Here is a 16,188-nt window from a genome sequence, read left to right as displayed (position 1 = left end):
TCACTGTTCTGTCGACAACGGAGCCAGGCGGGACTGCGGGCGTCCCTGCCCGGCAGCCGCCAGGCCGATGATGATCTCGTGCGCGTGGGGGGCGTCCGCCACCCGCACCTCGATGCTCTGGTGGTGCGAGCGGATCGTGGCATCGGTGATGTGCTTGAGCGGCACGTCGAAAACGGTGCCCGCGCCCGCACGCTTCTCGACCGCGGGAAGCAGTGTCGTCGCCTCAGCGGCCTTACGGAAGTGATCGCCGAACTTGAGCGTGTGGATGAGCGCCGAGCCGTGCTCGATCTCTCCGTCGAGCCCGACAATGGCCGCCTTGCCGTAGGCCTCCACCGGGACACCCAGTGCCGCGACGACCCGTGGGGCGAGCAGCTTGCCCAGGTCGGAGGCGGTGGCGTCGATGCCGGGGGCGAGGTCCTCGACGAAGCCCTGCCCTGCCCAGGGGTTGTCGATGACGGCGACGACCACGGCGGTCCGGGCCGGCGGATCGACGGGGCGGCCCCCCTCCGTGAGGACCTCGTCGACGTAGGTGACGATCTTGCGGACGTTCATCGAACGGTCTCCAGATTCTCGAGCTTGTATCGGCTGCGGGGGTGGTCCGCCAGCCTCACCTGCGGATCGCTGGAACGGTCCCCGATCCGGGCGTTCGGCCGCCCGCCGGTGGATGCGGCGGCGATGACCACGATCTCGTCGGCACGGGGTGCGTCGGGGACGCGGACGGTGATGGTCTGGTAGTGGGACCGCGTCGCCGCGTGAACCTTGTGCCACATCGGGACGGTGAGCGGCGCCCCTGCCTCGGCCCGCTCGTCGGAGAAGACGATCACCGAACTGCCTTCGGTGATCTCTCTGAAGAGGTTTCCGAAGTACGGCGTGTGGATCAGCGCTCCGGCGTGCTCCGTCTCACCGCCGAGACCGACGATGGCGGCCTTGCCGAACGCCTGGACCCGGTCCGCGCCGCCCAGGGCGTCGAGGAGACGGGACGTCAGTTCGTGCGCCACCAGAGGCGCGACCCTCACCACCTCTTCGTTCAGGTCGGCGACGACACCGCGGCCGCTCCACGGGTTGGTGATGACGGCGGCGACGGCGGCGCGACGCACCGGGGTGGCGACAGGTCTGCGGAGTTCGGTCACCACGTCCTCGACGACCGTGCAGATCCTGCGGACCCGTGCGGTCATCAGCGGGCCCTCGCAGGGGCGTGGCCGGTGCCCGCGGAGTCCGGTGAACCGGCGAACCGCGGCATCACCTTCTCGCTGAACAGTTCGAGGCTGCGCATCGCCTTGCGGTGGTCGAGACCGGGGTGAGTGGTCCAGAGGAACAGGTCCTGCACGTTCAGCTCGTCACGGAGTTCGGCGATCTTCTCCGCGACGTATTCGGGGGTCCCGACCAGCTGGTTGCGACCGTGCAGGAAGTCGTAGGTGAGCTGGTGGGCGTCGGTGAGCTCCTCACCGTCCTCCATCAGGTTCGACAGCCCCCGCCAGTGACAGACCCACCGGTAGGTGTTCATCACGGCCTCTTCGAAGCCGGCGCGCGCCTCCTCCATGGTGTCGGCGACGAAGACGTCCCGGACGAGCCCTATGCCCTCACCCAGCGCGAACTCCCGGCCCGCGGCCTCACTGGCCGCGTCGCGGTAGAGCTCGAAGCGGCCCTTGAGCGCCGACACCGGTGGAAGCCAGAAGATGCCCTTGACCCCGTTGCGAGCGGCCCACTCGATGGACGGGGGCGTGTCGATGACCTGCCACAGCGGAAGCTGCGGCTGCAGCGGACGCGGCGTCACCATCATCTTGGTGATGACACCGTCGTCCATGAAGTCGGGTGACGGCGGGGACAGGGGGTGGTTCCACTTCACACCAGGAGCGGGGAACTCGAAGAACTCGCCCTTGTGGGAGAAGAACTCACCGCTCCAGGCGGCCTTGAGCACCTCGAGGGTCTCCTGGAAGAGAGCCCTGTTGCGCTGCTGGTCGCGCGGGTCGGCCACCGGGTTGAGGTTCAGCGCCTCGCGGCCGTAGAGACCGCGTCCGACACCGACCTCGAGCCGGCCGCCCGAGAGCTGGTCGAGCAGCGCGAGGTCCTCGGCAAGACGCAGCGGGTGCCAGAAGGTGACGATGCTCGCGGCCTGACCGATACGGATGCGCGAGGTCCGGGCCGCGATGTCGACACCCATGAGCACCGGGTTGGGAGTGAGCTCCTGACCTTCGTGACCGAAGTGGTGCTCCGTGTACCAGATGGACCAGAAGCCCGCGCGGTCGGCGGCGACGGCGAATTCCCTCGCCTCGTCCATGAGCTGGTGGTAGTCGGCGAGACGACCCGGGGCGCCCATCCCATGAAAGATCGAGAAGCGCATCTGCGTGTTCCTTCCAGTACGGACGAGCCTTGACCGGGCCGAAACGCTGACATACCAAGCGACCCAGTAGCGCCCTGTGGCATGCAAGTGAAGGTAGGTGGGGACCAATAAAGGAGTCAACCCATCCGCCAGTTCACCTTCAATCGAGGCACCATCCAGCCCCCATATGCCTGCATATAGCGAAAGAACGCCCATCTGCAAGGCGAGAAAAATGTATGCAGCGCCACTTCTTGACAGCGACCTGTGGCATACCTAACGTCCACTGGCATGCAAGAAGCCTTGGCTTGACTGTTGCCACAGTGCGCAAGGAGCGACCCATGCCCGGTCACACCACGGAGCAACCCGACACCCCCGAGCCGAGAACGGCATCCGCACTGCCGGACTCCACGCATGCCGACGCCGCTTCCACACCTGATCCGGAGAACGGCCGACTGGGCTCGGTCTTCTGGACCTCGGTCGGTGTCGCAGCCCTCTTCGTCGTCTGGGCCATGCTGTTCACCGACAGCCTCACCGACGTGACGAACAGCTCCCTGAACTGGGTCACCAAGTCGTTCGGCTGGACCTACCTCGTGGTGACGCTGGCCCTTCTGATCTTCCTGGTCTTCCTGGCGTTCAGCCCGGCCGGCGACATGCGGTTGGGCAAGGACCACGACCGTCCCGAGTTCTCCACGCCCGCCTGGTTCGCGATGATCCTCAGCGCGGTCATGGGCATCGGCCTCGTTTCGTACGGCGTTGCCGAGCCCATCTCGCACTTCGCCACACCACCCCATGGTCTGGCCAAGCCGGGGACGCCCGAGGCCGCGATCCGGGCGATGCAGTACTCCTACTTCGACTGGGGACTGCACGCGTGGGCGATCTTCGCGGTGTTCGGCCTCGGGATCGCCTACTCGACCTTCCGCAAGGGCCGTCGCGCGCTGGTCAGCCAGCTCTTCTATCCGCTGCTCGGCGAGCGGGTGAACGGGCCCATCGGCAAGGCCATCGACGTTCTCGCGGTGTTCGCGACGCTCTTCGGCACCACGACGTCGCTGGGCCTCGGCGCCCTGCAGGTCAACAACGGTCTCGGCACGCTGTTCGGAGTCCCCGTCAACTCCGTCAGCCAGGTCTTGATCATCTCCCTCGTCACCGCCGTCTTCACGCTGTCGGCCGTGACCGGCGTCAGCAAGGGGATCAAGTTCCTCAGCCAGGGCAGCACGATCCTGGGCATCGCGCTCTTCGTCTTCATCCTCGTCGTCGGTCCGACGGTGTTCCTGGCCAATCTGTACATCGAGTCCGTGGGCACCTGGGCCTCCGACTTCTTCCGGATGAGCCTGCAGGGCACGGCCTTCGGCGGCCTCGAATGGATGCAGTGGTGGACCTACTTCATGATGGCCTGGTGGGTGTCCTGGGGGGCCTTCGTCGGGGTCTTCCTGGCCCGCATCTCCCGCGGTCGCACCATTCGCGGCTTCATCATGGGGGTGCTCGTCGTCCCCACGGTCGTCTTCTTCACCTGGTTCACCGTGTTCGGCGGCACCGCCATCCACGTCGACATGTTCGAAAAGGGCACGATCGCCAAGCAGACCGCGGCGGACATCAACAGCGCGTTCTTCGCGACCCTCGACCACTTCCCGTTCGCGACCGTGACGTCGGCGATCGCCATCGTGCTGGTCGTGATGTTCTTCGTCTCGGGCGCGGACGCGAACACGTATGTGCTCAGCATGATGACCTCGGGCGGTTCACTCGATCCCCAGCGCCGGGTGCTCGTCCTGTGGGGCGTGCTGACCGGCCTCACGGCGATCGCCCTCTTGCTCGCCGGTGGCCTGAACGCCCTGCAGAACACGGTGATCGTCACCTCGGCGCCGTTCCTTGTGATCATCGCAGGCCTGGCGGTCTCCTTCTGGAAGGAGCTGGCCGGCGACCGCCGGGCGGCGGAACAGGCTCTCGAGGACAGGAAGTTCGCCTTGGAGCACGGCACCGGGAGAGATGAGGAAGCGGTCCACGCCGGACCGACGACCACTCCCTCACCCCACTGACACCGGCCAAAGCCCAGTCACCCAGCCCGCAGCCCTCACCCTCAGGAGGAAACGACATGTCCGGCGACATCCGCAGAACGCGGGTCATCGAGACCTGGGCTGCGGCCTGGGACCGCGGCGAGGTCGACGCTCTCGACAGCCTGCTCAGCCCCGACTACCGCCGGCGTAGTTCGCCGGCCGAAGAGGGCCAGTCCCTGCGTGAGTTCAAGGCATCGATCCTCGCGGCACGCTCGGCGTTCCCCGATCTCGTCACGGTCATCGACGAGATCGTGGCGGAGGGCGATCGCCTGGCAGTGCGTTGGCACAGCACCGGCCGGCACGAGGGTTCCTTCCTCGGCGTGCCGCCGACGGGCCGGTCGGTCGTAGTGGACGGGGCCACCTTCGCCCGCTTCGAAGACGACCTGGTGGTCGAGGAGTACGTCACCTGGGACCCTCGTGCGCTCCTCGCCGCACTCGGCATCATCACTGTCGGGGAGGACCGGTGACCCTCCCCACGACTCCTGACGAGGCCCCTGTGAACACACTCCGCACCAAGCCCGACCAAGAAGTGATGAAGCAGGTCAACCGACGGTTCGTCACCGGGGTGACGGTGGTGACCGCCATGGACGGTGACCGCCCCAGAGGGCTGGCGGTGAACGCGTTCGCCAGCATCTCCCTCGACCCGCCGACGGTGATGGTGTGCGTGCAGCGCACCTCGTCGACGTACGAGTGTCTCTTCCGGGCCTCCCATCTCGCGATCAACATCCTGTCCGTCGAGCAGCTGGACGTCGTCAAACGCTTCGCCGCCAAGTCCGACGACAAGTTCAGCGGTCTCGACTGGGAGCCCGGCCGGTTCGGCAGCCCACTGATCGGCCGGAGCAGCGCCCGGATGGAGGTGGAGATCCGCGAGCGCCTTCAGGCCAGCACCCACACCATCTTCGTCTGCCGCGTCGTGGACGCGGAGATCAGCGACCGGACACCGATGATCTACAGCGCCGGGGGGTTCTTCGACGGCGGTGCACTCAGCGCTCTAGGTTGATGCCATGCACGGAGCCGATCGAGGGAAGGCCAGATGAGCAAGGCGAAGCAGGCGACCGACAACGGGAGTATGCAGGGCCGCGTGATCACTGAGATGCGTCGCCGCATCATCAGCGGTGAACTCCCGGCCGGGGGCAGCCTGTCGGAGATCGCACTGGCGGAGTCCTTCGGCGTCAGCCGCACACCGGTTCGCGAGGCACTGAAGCAGTTGCAGACCGAGGGGCTGGTCGAGATCCGGCCTCGCGTGGGGACCTTCGTCACCGCGCCCTCGCGCCGCGAGATCACCGAGTTGTTCGAGATGAAGGAGCTGCTCGAAGGCGCGGCCGCGAGGCTGCTGGCGCGGCGGGGGCGGGTACCCGAGCTCGACCGCCTCGAGGAGAACCTCGCCGAGGCCGACGCCGCCGTCGAGGCCGACGACAAAGAGCGCTACGCCGAGCTCGTCGAGGAGTTCCACGACCTGCTGATCACCGGCGCCGACAACGCCAAGCTCGAAGCGCACTACCGCATCCTCATGAACCAGCTGGCCTACTCCCGGCTCGTGAAGACCTCGCTCAGCCAGCCCGGCCGCGCCCTGCAGTCCGACCGCGAGCACCACAACGTCCTCGAGCTGATCATCGCCAAGGACGGTGACAGTGCGGAGCGGGTGATGCGCGACCACGTCCGCGCGAGCCGACTGGCTCTCATGGCAGGCCTCGACGCCATGGGCAGCGCCTGACACACGCGCCGGACGGCGCAGTCATTGCCGGTTGACGCACGGTGATGAGCGGGGGCCGCGGATCCCGGAGCGGGCGGGATGCCTTGGGCATTTCTCAGTGGTGAAGAACCATCAGGTCTGGCCGCTCGAGGAACCGGGCGATGTCGCGCAGGACGAGCGAACCGAGCTCGCCGTCGACGAGGCGGTGGTCGAACGACAAGGCGAGGGTCGCGGTGTCGCGCAGCCGTATGCGTCCCTTGTGTTCCCACGGCGTTCGCCGCACCTGGCCGAAGCAGAGGATCGCTGCTTCGCCGGGGTTGAGGATCGGTGTTCCACCGTCGATCCCGAAGACACCGATGTTGGTGATCGTGAAGGTCCCGTTCCTCATCCGCTCGGGTGGCGTCTTGCCGGCACAGGCCTGACCGATGAGGTCGGTGAGCGCCAGGGCGATCTCACGCAGGGAGAGCCGCTGGGCAGCGGCGATGTTGGGGACGACGAGCCCTCTCGGCGTCGCCGCGGCGACGCCGAGATTGACGTCGGAGTACTGGACGATCTCACCGGCCGCGGCGTCCCACTTCGCGTTGATCTCGGGATGCCGCGCGATAGCGGTCATCGCCGCCTTGATGACGAGACACAGCGGTGTCAGGCGCACACCCTCGAACGCCTTGTCGGCGCGTGCTCTCTCCAGCAGTTTGAGGGACCGCGTCACGTCGGCAGTGACCCATTCCGTGACGTGCGGAGCGGTGAAGGCGCTCTCGGCCATGGCCTGAGCGGTGTGCTTGCGCACTCCGCGAATCGGCGTGCGCACCACGTCGTCCCGGGGGAGGTCCGGGGCGTTCAGCGCGGTTGCCCGCTGCCCGGCGAGGCGGTGAACATCCTCGCGCGTGATGCGTCCCGACGGGCCTGTGGCAGTCACGAGGCGCAAGTCGACTCCGAGGTCGCGGGCGAGCTTGCGCACCGGCGGGGTGGCGAGGGACTGGGTGGAAGGTGTGACGGCCTGCAGCTCGGGCTTCCTCTTTCGCGGGCGTCGCGCTGTCTGCGCGTGCGCCGGCCCGTAGCCGACCAGGACGGGCTCGCGGGCGGGGGCGGACGGCTGGTCGGCCTGGGCAGGCGGATCGACGGGCTCTTGTTGTGTGGCGTCGAGTCTGGGCGCCGCCGCCTGCGGGCCCGCCTGCGGGGCGCTGTCGTCCTCGACCTCGAACGTGATGATCGGCGCACCGACGGCTACCGCCTCGCCGGCGGCACAGAGGACATCGGCGACGGTCCCGGCGTACGGGCTGGGCAGCTCCACCACTGCCTTCGCCGTCTCGATCTCCACGATGATGTCGTTGACGCCGACCGGGTCGCCGGGTCCCACGTGCCACTCGAGGATCTCGGCCTCGGTCAGACCCTCGCCGACATCGGGGAGATGAAAGTGCTTGGTTGCGAGCATCGTGTTCTCCAGGAGAGGTTCGCCGGACGGTTCAGGGGGCGCACACCCGGTCGACGGCGTCGAGAACTCGATCGAGATCGGGCAGGTAGTCACCTTCCGCCCGCGCCGGCGGATAGGGGACGTTGTAGCCACCGACCCGTTCCACGGGGGCCTCGAGGTTGTAGAAGCAGTGCTCCATGACCGTGGCGGCGATTTCAGCGCCCAGGCCGACGTTGACGGGCGCCTCGTGTACGACCACGACGCGTCCCGTCTTCGACGCCGAGCGGCACAGCTCGGTGGTGTCGAGCGGCGACAGCGAGCGGAGGTCCAGGACTTCCAGCGAACGGCCCTCGGCGGCGGCGACCTCGGCCGCACTGAGGGCGCCCGCGACCGTGGGCCCGTACGCGACCACGGTGACGTCGGCGCCCTCGAGCAGGATGCGTGCGCGCCCCAACGTGTCGCCGTCCACAGGGCGGCCGAGGCCGACCTCGGCCCGGTCCCAGTACCGGTGCTTCGGCTCGTAGAAGATGACGGGGTCGTCGCACGCGATCGCGGCGCGGAGCATGTCGTACGCGTCCTGGGGATGGCCGCATGCCACGACGCGTAGCCCTGCCGTGTGGCAGAAGTACGCCTCATTCGACTCGCTGTGGTGCTCGACCGCGCCGATCCCGCCCCCCACCGGGATCCGGATGGTGACGGGGAGCCGCAGCAGCCCGCGGGACCGTGCCCGCATCTTCGCCAGCTGGCTGACGATCTGATCGAAGGCGGGGTAGACGAAACCGTCGAACTGGATCTCGCACACTGGTCGGTACCCCCGCAGGGCCAGGCCGATCGCCGTCCCGATGATCCCCGATTCGGCCAGCGGGGTGTCCACGACGCGGTCGCCGAACTCGACGGCCAAGCCATCGGTCACCCGGAACACCCCGCCCAGGGACGCGATGTCCTCGCCGAGCAGAACCACACGATCGTCGTCGCGCATCGACTGCCGCAGACCCTCGTTCAGTGCGCGTCCGAGCGTGGTCGTGAAGCCCTTGTCCTGGGCGTCCTTCCTGGCCGAGCCGGCCGCAGCGGTGCTGGTCACAGGAAGGACTCCTCGAAAGTCTCGAAGCCTTCGCGTTCGCGTCGCAGGGCCTCGGTCTCCTCGCACAAGGTGTTGCGGAAGGTGTCGCTCAGGGACGGCTCCGCAATGGCACGGCACTCCCGGCGCGTCTGCGCTGCGAGCTCCTCGGCGTCGGATGCGACCGCGGCGAAGTAGTCCTCGTCGGCCCAGCCGCGCGCCGTGAGCAGAAGGCGCACCCGCTCCACCGGGTCGTGGGCCTCCCACCGGGCGAGCTCAGCACTGTCGCGATAGCGCCCCGGATCGTCCGACGTGCTGTGTCCGGACATGCGATAGGTGTGCGCCTCGATGAACCCGGGTGCTCCACCGGTCCGGACCCGCTCGGCCATGCGCTGCGTGGCGGCGTAGACAGCCAGTACGTCGTTGCCGTCCACAGACACCGCGTCGAGTCCGAATCCCTTGGCACGCTCGCTCAGCGGGCCGGCGTACTGCTTGCTCGCGGGTGTCGAGATCGCCCATCCGTTGTTCTGGCAGAAGAACACGATGGGTGCCGACGTCACCGCCGCCCAGTTGAGCGCCTCGTTGGCGTCCCCCTGGCTCGACGCACCGTCACCGAAGTAGGTGAACACGACGCTGTCGCCGGCGTCGTACCGAACGCCCATCGCATAGCCGACCGCGTGCAGTGTCTGCGTGGCCAGCACAAGACTGTAGATGTGGAAGTGATACCGCTCGGGGTCCCACGAGCCATGGCTCGCACCACGCCACTGCGAAAGCAGTTCTGCTGGTGAGATACCACGGCACAGGGCTGCCACGTGCTCGCGGTAGGAGGGGAAGACCCGGTCGTCCGCTCGAAGAGCGCGGATCGACCCGGCTTGTGCCGCTTCCTGTCCGAGGGACATCAGCCAGAGCCCGAGCTCACCCTGGCGTTGCAGGGAGTACGCCTCCTGGTCGAAGCGGCGCCCGAGCACCATGTCGCGGTACAGCGCACGTACCAGTTCATCGGTCACGTCGAGCATGCCCGCGGCGGCCTCTTCGTTCAGCGTCCCGGCAGGATCGACCAACCGCAGGATGTCGTCGGCGTGGGTCGCCGCAGGCGTCGCACGTGAGTTCGTGCTCATTACTGCCCCCAGGTCCGGGTGCGGTCCACGGCGGCGTATCCCTTACGGAGCGGGCGGGATATCCGCAGCGGCGCCGCCATCACGATCTCCCGGATGGTGAAGCCGGAGAGCGCTGTGACGAGGGCATCGACACGGGCGGGCTCCGCTGCGGCGAAGACGATGCAGCGAGTCCGGTCGGCTTCCACGATCTCGGCCGAATACGCTCGGGCGATGGCGACAACTTCGGCAAGTCGGCCTTCGGGGAAGGTGACCGTCACGAATGCCCCTCGCCGATTGTGCGACTTGTCGTCGGAGAGGCGGACGACCTTGACGACGTCGGGTGACCGGTTCAAGAACTTGACGAGCTGCTGCAACTTGATCTCGTCCGCCGTGTCCACCTCGACGGTGATCCTCCGCAGCCCGTCGACGGGCGCGGCGACTTCCATGGTGAGCACTTCGAACTGGCGATGCGCCAAGATCGAGGCGACCCGTGCGACCGCCAAGGGCACGGCGACGACATCGAGTTGCAGCACGGCACCAACATGGTGCGTGCCTGGCTTCACAGCTTCAGAGAGGGCAGCGCGTGTTGCTGGTTGTATCGCGGCTGACATGAAAGACACGGTGGCAAGGGCCCGATCCGTCCACAACAAAAGTGCGCACGGCGATGCGAAGCACGCTCCTCTCGAGCAGTGCATCCGGCTCGAGAGTGAGCGTTGAGGGAAGCACTGCTTACACTTGCGGGATGTCGGCATCCGTACATCTCGACTCGGTCGATCTGCAGATCTTGGAGTTGTTGCGAGCCGACGGGCGGCGCACCGTTCGCGACATCGCCCGCCAGGTGAAGCTCTCGCCTGCGCCGGTCCGTCGGCGCATCGCGCGCCTCGAGGAGTCGGGAGTCATCACCGGCTACACGATCACGACGGATCAGGCCAAGCTCGGTCAGGGCCTTCAGGCGGTCACTGAGCTGCGCTTCACAGGCGACACGGACATCCACGACATCGTGGAGTTCGCGTCGACTCTGCCGGAGGTCGACGAGGTGTTGACGCTCACCGGCGACGTGGACGCACTCGTCCGCTTGCATGTCGACAATGTCGATGACCTGTCAAAAGTGGTCAATCGTCTGCGTCGTAAGGGTGTCGGTGTGCTGCAGACGAAGACGCTGATCGTCATCGCTTCCTGGCAACGCGGAACTCCCGTGCCCTGAGATCGGACTTCACGAGCGACGCACGCCACGCTCCCCCGAGGTGTCATCGGGGTGGGGTGATCAGGGGCCGAATGAATCCTGGTCAGGCGATGCGCACTTGGAGGGCCCGAGGAGCTGTGCGGTGGTCGGACCCCGAACAGGTCCAGCAGTGCAGGAGCCAAGTTGGCCGACGCCGGACGAGAGCCCGTACCTCCTCTTCCGGATGCTCTGCCTCGGCCTGCACGGCACGGATGCGCTGGGTCATGGACCGGCGGGCAGGCGACCGCAGGGCGCTGGACATGATCCCAGCGCCCCCGGCGGATCCGACCAGCTCCCTACGACCGGCGACGCATTTCCGAACGGCACAGACTCGTCCGCGCGCCGCCGCGCGCGGTCACCATGGTGGAGGTTCAGGTCTCTTCGTCGTCCACGAGCGCGAGCAGCGGCCCTTGCTCGTTCTCGGGAACGTAGCCGGCGTAGTAGTCGTAAAGGTCGCGCCGCGAGATGCGTGCTGCCGCCGGGCCGTCCTGTGCCCGGATCGCCTCAAGCACCTCCCTGTGGTGGTGGAGCGACTCCCGCATGAGCGCTGTGCTGTTGGGTGCATGGGCGAGCTTGTCCGAGATCAGCGAGAGGACAGCACCCCGCACCACCAGGTTGCAGACCTCGATGAGGGAGTTGCGGCTGGCCTGGGCCACCACCTCGTGAAATGCGACGTCCGCCTTGCTGAACTCCTCGTACCCTGCCTCGATCGCGTCCGCCATGACGGCGAGCGTCCGTTCCATGGCAGACAGCTCCTCCTCGGACCGCAGCCGAGCCGCCAGCAAGCTCGCCGACCCGTCGAGGATCATGCGGAACGAGATCAACTCGGCCATCGACACGTTGTCGAACTGGACGAGCCGGGTCATCTCCTTGGTCAGGCCGGCCGACGAGAACGGCAGGATCTCCGGGCCGTTCGGGTCACCCTGGCGCGAGCGGACCAGGCCGTTGCTCTCCAGCACACGCAGGGCCTCCCGCACTGTGGGCCGGCTCGCCCCGAACTGCGCCACCAACTCTCGCTCGCTCGGCAGCCGTTGACCTGGCTTCAGGTCACCTCGCGCGATCGCTTCCTCGATCTGCTCGACGATGCGCTGGTAGAGCCGTACCGGCGGCGATACCTGCCGGAACTGTGCCCCGTCACTCACGGCTTCTCCCCCTCGAGCGTGGTCCATGTCGTCTTCTCCCCGGTGGGCGCCCCGGGGGCGCTGTCCGGCCAGCGCGGGACCGCCTCGGCAGGCCGGGTCCGTTCGTACCACGCCGCCGCCCTCAAGACGCCGAGATCGTCGAAGCGGCGGCCCGCGATCTGCACCCCGATGGGCCGACGGTCAGCCGTAAAGCCGCAGTTGACGGTCGCGGCAGGCTGCCCCGACATGTTGTACGGCGCGGTGAAGCCGATGTGGTACATGGTCTTCCCGTCCTCCATGAACGGCATCGGCTGCTCAGCGGGAAACGCCGCGACCGGAGCCACCGGCGAGAGCACCAGATCGTACGGGACCGTCGCCGCCACGGTCCGCGCCTGGATGCGCATGATCTGCTGGTAGCACTGGAGTACCTTCGTGCCCGGCACGTCCGCGCCCCCCTGACACCATTGGATGATGTGGGGGTGGACGCGCAGCCCGGCCTCGGGCGCCAGTTCGCGGAAGTCGTTCCAGGACCGCACTCGCCAGAACAGATCCAGGTCGTCCAAGAGATCTTGGCTCATGAACGGCGCGACCGGCTCCACGACGGCTCCCGCGGCCTCGAAGACCGCGGCGGCGCGGTTCACCGCGGCGAGGATCTCCTCGTCGCACGGCTCCCCGCAGCCGGCGTCCAGGTGCACCCCCACCCGCAGACCGCGTACATCGCCGTCCAGCGCCGACCAGTCGATGTCCTGCGGCGGCAGGCTCGACCAGTCCCGGGGATCCGGTCGGCTCAGGACTCGCATGAACAGGGCCGCGTCCGCCACGGTGCGGGTCATCGGGCCGGCGGCGCGCCCCTGGTACGGGGCGTCCAGCGGGATCCTCCCGTAACTGGGCTTGAGCGTGGCGAGGCCCAGCCAGGTGCCCGGCAGCCGGATCGATCCCCCTATGTCGGTGCCTACGTGGAGCGGACCGTATCCCCCGGCGGCCGCGGCCCCCGCACCGGAGCTGGAACCGCCCGTGGTCCAGGCGGCGTTCCAGGGGCTGCGTGAAATGCCGTGCCGGCTGGAGACTCCCGAGGAGAGCATGCCCCAGTCCGGCATCACGGTCGACCCGAGTATCACCCCACCGGATTCGAGGACGCGCGCGGTGATGGGCGCGTCCGCCTCGGGGACGACCGGCTCGGCCCCCGCGTTGCCCGAGGGCATGGGGACGCCCCTGCGGGCGACGTTCTCCTTCAGCGTCACGGGCACGCCGTCGATGAGCCCGAGCGGTTCCCCCGCTGCCCATCGCGCCTCGCTGGCCAAGGCTGCTTTGCGGGACTCCTCCGGATCCCTCACCCAGAACGCGTTGAGCACACTCTCGCGCGCCACGATCACCGACTGGACGGCGTCGTGGACCTGGACCGGCGACAACGTGCGGTCAGCGAATTTGGCCACCAACTCGACGGCCGGCATGGCGGCCAGGCCCTGTTCTGAGAGCACCCGCACCCTCCTTCGTTCGCGACGTCCGGGGCATGCGAACCCTTGACAAGAACAGTTTCAGTCGCCACGGTACCTGACAAGTGAGCTTACTGGTCAGGCCAGTTGCAAGCGAAAGGTGGCGTCCATGACGCGGGACACCAAGGTCGTGCGGCTCGCCGTGATTCCGGGCGACGGAATCGGTCCTGAGGTCGTGGCGGCGACCGTACCCGCACTTCACGCCGCGCTGGAGGCCGACGGCCACCGGCTCGACGTGACCCAGTTCGACTGGGGAGGCGAACGGTTCCTCCAGCAGGGCGCGGCGATGCCGGCCGATGCGGCCGACCTCGTCAAGAAGAGGGACGCCGTGTTATTCGGTGCCGTCGGACGTCCCGATGTGCCGGAGCATGAACTGGTCTGGGGCCTGATCATCGGCCTCCGGCAGCAACTCGACCTCGCCGTGAACCTCCGCCCGGTGCGCGCGTTCCCCGGCGTTCCCACCAAGGTGCGCGACACCGATGGCGTGGACCTGGTGATCGTTCGCGAGAACACCGAGGGCGAGTACGTCGGCGCCGGCGGGGTGGCGCACGCCGGCAGCGGACACGATCTCGGCATCGAGGTCGCCGTGCACTCCCGTCGCGTCATCGAGCGGGCGGCACACCAGGCCTTCGCCCTGGCCGGTCGGCGTTCGGGACACCTGTGCCTGGTGACCAAGTCCAACGCGATGCGATACGGCTATCCGCTGTGGGACCGGGTCGTGCGCGAGGTCGGCGAGCACTACCCGGAGGTCCGGCTGGAAACCGTGCTGGTCGACGCCATGGCCGCCCGCATGATCCAGGCTCCGCGATCACTTGACGTCCTGCTCACCAGCAACCTGTTCGGCGACATCCTGTCCGATCTCGCCGCGGTACTCGCCGGCGGTATGGGCATGGCGCCCAGCGCCAACGTCCTTCCGGGCGCGGATGTGCCGGGGATCTACGAACCTGTCCACGGCTCCGCACCCGACATCGCCGGGAAGGGCGTGGCGAATCCGGTGGCATGCATGCTCTCCGGCGCACTGCTGCTCGACGACCTCGGACACACCAGCGCGGCTCGCCGTATCCGTGACGCGGTGGCGGGCACCTTGCGAGATGCCAGGCACCACACGGCCGACATCGGTGGCAACGCCACCACGGCGGATGTGGCGTCCGCCGTCCTGCACACGATGGAAAGCCAGAGGTAGAGCATATGAGACATGACAAGCAGCTGACGCGGCACACCGGGGCGGTCGCAGCCACACTCGCATCCCTGCTTCTGGCGGCCTGCTCGGCGGGGTCCACGGCAGACGGGAACAGCACCGGCAGCCCCGACAAGAACAGCGACAGCCTGAAGATCGGCCTCAACGCCGAGCCGGCCAACCTCGACATCACCAAGACCGCCGGTGCCGCCATTCCCCAGGCGCTGCTCTACAACGTCTACGAGAACCTGGTGAAGGTCGACGCGTCCGGGAACATACAGCCCCAACTGGCCAAGTCGTGGAGCCTGTCCAAGGACCGCAAGACGTACACGTTCCAGCTGGTGAAAGACGCCAAGTTCAGCAATGGCGCAGCGTTCACGGCCGACGACGCCAAGTTCTCCATCGAACGCGTCAAATCCGACTGGACGATAGCGCAGAAGGCCCAGATGAACGTCGTCGACACAGTACAGGCGGCGTCGCCCACCGAACTCAAGGTCACCCTGAAAAGGCCGAGCAACGACTGGCTGTACCGGATGACCACCCGCGTCGGCGTGATGTTCAGCCGGACCGGCGTGAGCAAGCTCGCCACCGAGCCGGTGGGCACCGGCCCTTATGTGGTGAAGAACTGGAAACGCGGCGACTCGATCACGCTGGCCCGTCGTGACGGCTACTGGGGGCGCGAACCGCACTTCAAGTCGGTCACCCTCAAGTACTTCAAGGACCCGACGGCCATGAACAACGCGCTGCTCACGGGCACCATCAACGTGATCGGCACGATGCAGACCCCGGACTCTCTGGACCAGTTCCAGAAGAACTCGAAGTACAAGGTCATCGAGGGCACGACCAACGGCGAGGTGGTCCTCTCCCTCAACAACGGCTCGGGCCCGATGCGGAACCTGAAGGCTCGTCAGGCAGTCCGCTACGCCATCGACCACAAAGCGCTGCTGGACACCTGCTGGGCAGGCCGCGGCAAACTCATCGGCAGCATGGTCCCGCCGACCGACCCGTGGTACCAGAACCTCACGAACCAGTATCCCTACGACCTCGGCAAGGCCAAGAAGCTCCTCAAGGAGTCCGGCGAAGCAGGCCAGACGCTGCGGCTGCGCATTCCGACGCTGCCTTATGCCACCGCGTGCGGCACCGTGGTCAAGAGCCAGCTCGAACAGGCCGGGTTCAAGGTCAAGCTGGACCAGCTGGAGTTCCCCGCCGCGTGGCTGAGCACCGTGTTCAAGAACGCCGACTACGACATGTCCATCATCGCCCATGTGGAACCCCGCGACATGCAGACGGTGTTCGGGGAGAAGACCTACTACACCCGCTACGAAAACCCTGAATTCAGCGCGTTGCTGGAGAAGGCGGACCAGGGCACCCAGCAGGAGCAGATCACCTACATGCGGGACGCTGCCCGGCTTCTGTCCAAGGACGCCGCGGCCGACTGGCTGTTCCTGCTGCCGAACCTGATGGTGGCGGACAAGGGCATCACCGGCCTGCCGGTGAACTCCGTCTCCGAGTCGCTGGACCTCACCGGTCTGGGCCGGTCATGAAAGGC

16 protein-coding genes are annotated in these 16,188 nt (G+C 67.4%); 7 read left to right on the top strand and 9 right to left on the bottom strand.

The genetic code is table 11. The features are described from left to right. Genes FE633_RS00475 through FE633_RS00465 form a run of 3 tightly spaced genes read right to left on the bottom strand, consistent with a single transcriptional unit; the run spans position 1 to position 2,341 of the window. Entirely contained in the window at positions 1 to 552 is a 552-nt protein-coding gene (locus FE633_RS00475) for an amino acid synthesis family protein (protein WP_138042970.1), read from the bottom strand. Continuing rightward, positions 549 to 1,175: an amino acid synthesis family protein gene (locus tag FE633_RS00470; protein WP_138042969.1), complete on the bottom strand. Its 627-nt coding sequence runs from the start codon at positions 1,173 to 1,175 to the stop codon at positions 549 to 551. The genes FE633_RS00475 and FE633_RS00470 overlap by 4 nt, the downstream gene beginning before the upstream one ends. After that, the gene (locus FE633_RS00465; protein ID WP_138042968.1) at positions 1,175 to 2,341 is read right to left on the bottom strand and encodes an LLM class flavin-dependent oxidoreductase; all 1,167 of its coding nucleotides are present in this window, start codon (positions 2,339 to 2,341) and stop codon (positions 1,175 to 1,177) included. Before FE633_RS00465 ends, FE633_RS00470 begins: the two co-directional genes overlap by 1 nt. 317 nt (positions 2,342 to 2,658) lie before the next feature. Here FE633_RS00465 and FE633_RS00460 point away from each other — a divergent pair, with 317 nt between their 5' ends. The 4 genes from FE633_RS00460 to FE633_RS00445 are packed head-to-tail and all read left to right on the top strand — an operon-like array spanning position 2,659 to position 6,082. After that, the gene (locus tag FE633_RS00460; RefSeq protein ID WP_138042967.1) at positions 2,659 to 4,350 is read left to right on the top strand and encodes a BCCT family transporter; all 1,692 of its coding nucleotides are present in this window, start codon (positions 2,659 to 2,661) and stop codon (positions 4,348 to 4,350) included. Between the two features lie 56 nt (positions 4,351 to 4,406). Continuing rightward, positions 4,407 to 4,835, top strand: a complete 429-nt coding sequence (locus FE633_RS00455) for an ester cyclase (protein WP_138042966.1) — start codon at positions 4,407 to 4,409, stop codon at positions 4,833 to 4,835. Continuing rightward, positions 4,832 to 5,368, top strand: a complete 537-nt coding sequence (locus FE633_RS00450) for a flavin reductase family protein (RefSeq protein WP_246113338.1) — start codon at positions 4,832 to 4,834, stop codon at positions 5,366 to 5,368. Before FE633_RS00455 ends, FE633_RS00450 begins: the two co-directional genes overlap by 4 nt. A gap of 33 nt (positions 5,369 to 5,401) precedes the next feature. Beyond that, positions 5,402 to 6,082, top strand: a complete 681-nt coding sequence (locus FE633_RS00445) for a GntR family transcriptional regulator (RefSeq protein ID WP_246113337.1) — start codon at positions 5,402 to 5,404, stop codon at positions 6,080 to 6,082. Between the two features lie 94 nt (positions 6,083 to 6,176). Here FE633_RS00445 and FE633_RS00440 read toward each other — a convergent pair whose 3' ends face one another. From FE633_RS00440 to ilvN, 4 genes are read right to left on the bottom strand one after another with little or no spacing between them, the layout of a single operon-like run. Then, the gene (locus FE633_RS00440) at positions 6,177 to 7,493 is read right to left on the bottom strand and encodes a dihydrolipoamide acetyltransferase family protein (RefSeq protein WP_138042965.1); all 1,317 of its coding nucleotides are present in this window, start codon (positions 7,491 to 7,493) and stop codon (positions 6,177 to 6,179) included. 31 nt (positions 7,494 to 7,524) lie between these two features. After that, positions 7,525 to 8,553, bottom strand: coding sequence for an alpha-ketoacid dehydrogenase subunit beta (locus FE633_RS00435; protein WP_138042964.1), 1,029 nt, complete (start codon positions 8,551 to 8,553; stop codon positions 7,525 to 7,527). Next, a complete protein-coding gene (locus FE633_RS00430; protein WP_138042963.1) occupies positions 8,550 to 9,647 on the bottom strand; it encodes a thiamine pyrophosphate-dependent enzyme in 1,098 nt (365 codons plus the stop codon). The genes FE633_RS00435 and FE633_RS00430 overlap by 4 nt, the downstream gene beginning before the upstream one ends. Then, positions 9,647 to 10,159 carry an acetolactate synthase small subunit gene (ilvN, locus tag FE633_RS00425; protein WP_138042962.1) on the bottom strand — a complete coding sequence of 171 codons (513 nt, stop codon included), beginning with the start codon at positions 10,157 to 10,159 and terminating at the stop codon, positions 9,647 to 9,649. Before ilvN ends, FE633_RS00430 begins: the two co-directional genes overlap by 1 nt. Before the next feature lie 209 nt (positions 10,160 to 10,368). Here ilvN and FE633_RS00420 point away from each other — a divergent pair, with 209 nt between their 5' ends. Next, positions 10,369 to 10,830 (top strand): Lrp/AsnC family transcriptional regulator, encoded by a 462-nt coding sequence (locus FE633_RS00420; RefSeq protein ID WP_138042961.1) that lies wholly within the window; start codon positions 10,369 to 10,371, stop codon positions 10,828 to 10,830. Positions 10,831 to 11,219: 389 nt separating this feature from the next. Here FE633_RS00420 and FE633_RS00415 read toward each other — a convergent pair whose 3' ends face one another. Both FE633_RS00415 and FE633_RS00410 read right to left on the bottom strand, forming a co-directional pair. Further along, positions 11,220 to 11,990, bottom strand: a complete 771-nt coding sequence (locus FE633_RS00415; RefSeq protein WP_240437099.1) for a FadR/GntR family transcriptional regulator — start codon at positions 11,988 to 11,990, stop codon at positions 11,220 to 11,222. Further along, positions 11,987 to 13,447: an amidase gene (locus tag FE633_RS00410; protein WP_212747139.1), complete on the bottom strand. Its 1,461-nt coding sequence runs from the start codon at positions 13,445 to 13,447 to the stop codon at positions 11,987 to 11,989. The genes FE633_RS00415 and FE633_RS00410 overlap by 4 nt, the downstream gene beginning before the upstream one ends. A gap of 124 nt (positions 13,448 to 13,571) precedes the next feature. Between FE633_RS00410 and FE633_RS00405 the strand changes: the two genes are divergently transcribed. Further along, entirely contained in the window at positions 13,572 to 14,645 is a 1,074-nt protein-coding gene (locus FE633_RS00405) for an isocitrate/isopropylmalate dehydrogenase family protein (RefSeq protein WP_138042960.1), read from the top strand. Positions 14,646 to 14,650: 5 nt separating this feature from the next. After that, on the top strand, positions 14,651 to 16,183 hold the full coding sequence (locus FE633_RS00400) for an ABC transporter substrate-binding protein (RefSeq protein WP_138042959.1): 1,533 nt from the start codon (positions 14,651 to 14,653) through the stop codon (positions 16,181 to 16,183). Positions 16,184 to 16,188 lie beyond the last annotated feature (5 nt).

The organism is Streptomyces montanus (genome assembly GCF_005786655.1).
GTDB lineage: Bacteria > Actinomycetota > Actinomycetes > Streptomycetales > Streptomycetaceae > Streptomyces > Streptomyces sporangiiformans.
This window is presented reverse-complemented; position numbering and strand designations above follow the sequence as displayed.

What these genes read in the sequence shown, in the direction of transcription:
- FE633_RS00475 (WP_138042970.1), bottom strand. Translation starts at nt 552, where the DNA reads ATGAACGTCCGCAAGATCGTCACCTACGTCGACGAGGTCCTCACGGAG.
- FE633_RS00470 (WP_138042969.1), bottom strand. Translation starts at nt 1,175, where the DNA reads ATGACCGCACGGGTCCGCAGGATCTGCACGGTCGTCGAGGACGTGGTG.
- FE633_RS00465 (WP_138042968.1), bottom strand. Translation starts at nt 2,341, where the DNA reads ATGCGCTTCTCGATCTTTCATGGGATGGGCGCCCCGGGTCGTCTCGCC.
- FE633_RS00460 (WP_138042967.1), top strand. Translation starts at nt 2,659, where the DNA reads ATGCCCGGTCACACCACGGAGCAACCCGACACCCCCGAGCCGAGAACG.
- FE633_RS00455 (WP_138042966.1), top strand. Translation starts at nt 4,407, where the DNA reads ATGTCCGGCGACATCCGCAGAACGCGGGTCATCGAGACCTGGGCTGCG.
- FE633_RS00445 (WP_246113337.1), top strand. Translation starts at nt 5,402, where the DNA reads ATGAGCAAGGCGAAGCAGGCGACCGACAACGGGAGTATGCAGGGCCGC.
- FE633_RS00440 (WP_138042965.1), bottom strand. Translation starts at nt 7,493, where the DNA reads ATGCTCGCAACCAAGCACTTTCATCTCCCCGATGTCGGCGAGGGTCTG.
- FE633_RS00430 (WP_138042963.1), bottom strand. Translation starts at nt 9,647, where the DNA reads ATGAGCACGAACTCACGTGCGACGCCTGCGGCGACCCACGCCGACGAC.
- FE633_RS00420 (WP_138042961.1), top strand. Translation starts at nt 10,369, where the DNA reads ATGTCGGCATCCGTACATCTCGACTCGGTCGATCTGCAGATCTTGGAG.
- FE633_RS00405 (WP_138042960.1), top strand. Translation starts at nt 13,572, where the DNA reads ATGACGCGGGACACCAAGGTCGTGCGGCTCGCCGTGATTCCGGGCGAC.
- FE633_RS00400 (WP_138042959.1), top strand. Translation starts at nt 14,651, where the DNA reads ATGAGACATGACAAGCAGCTGACGCGGCACACCGGGGCGGTCGCAGCC.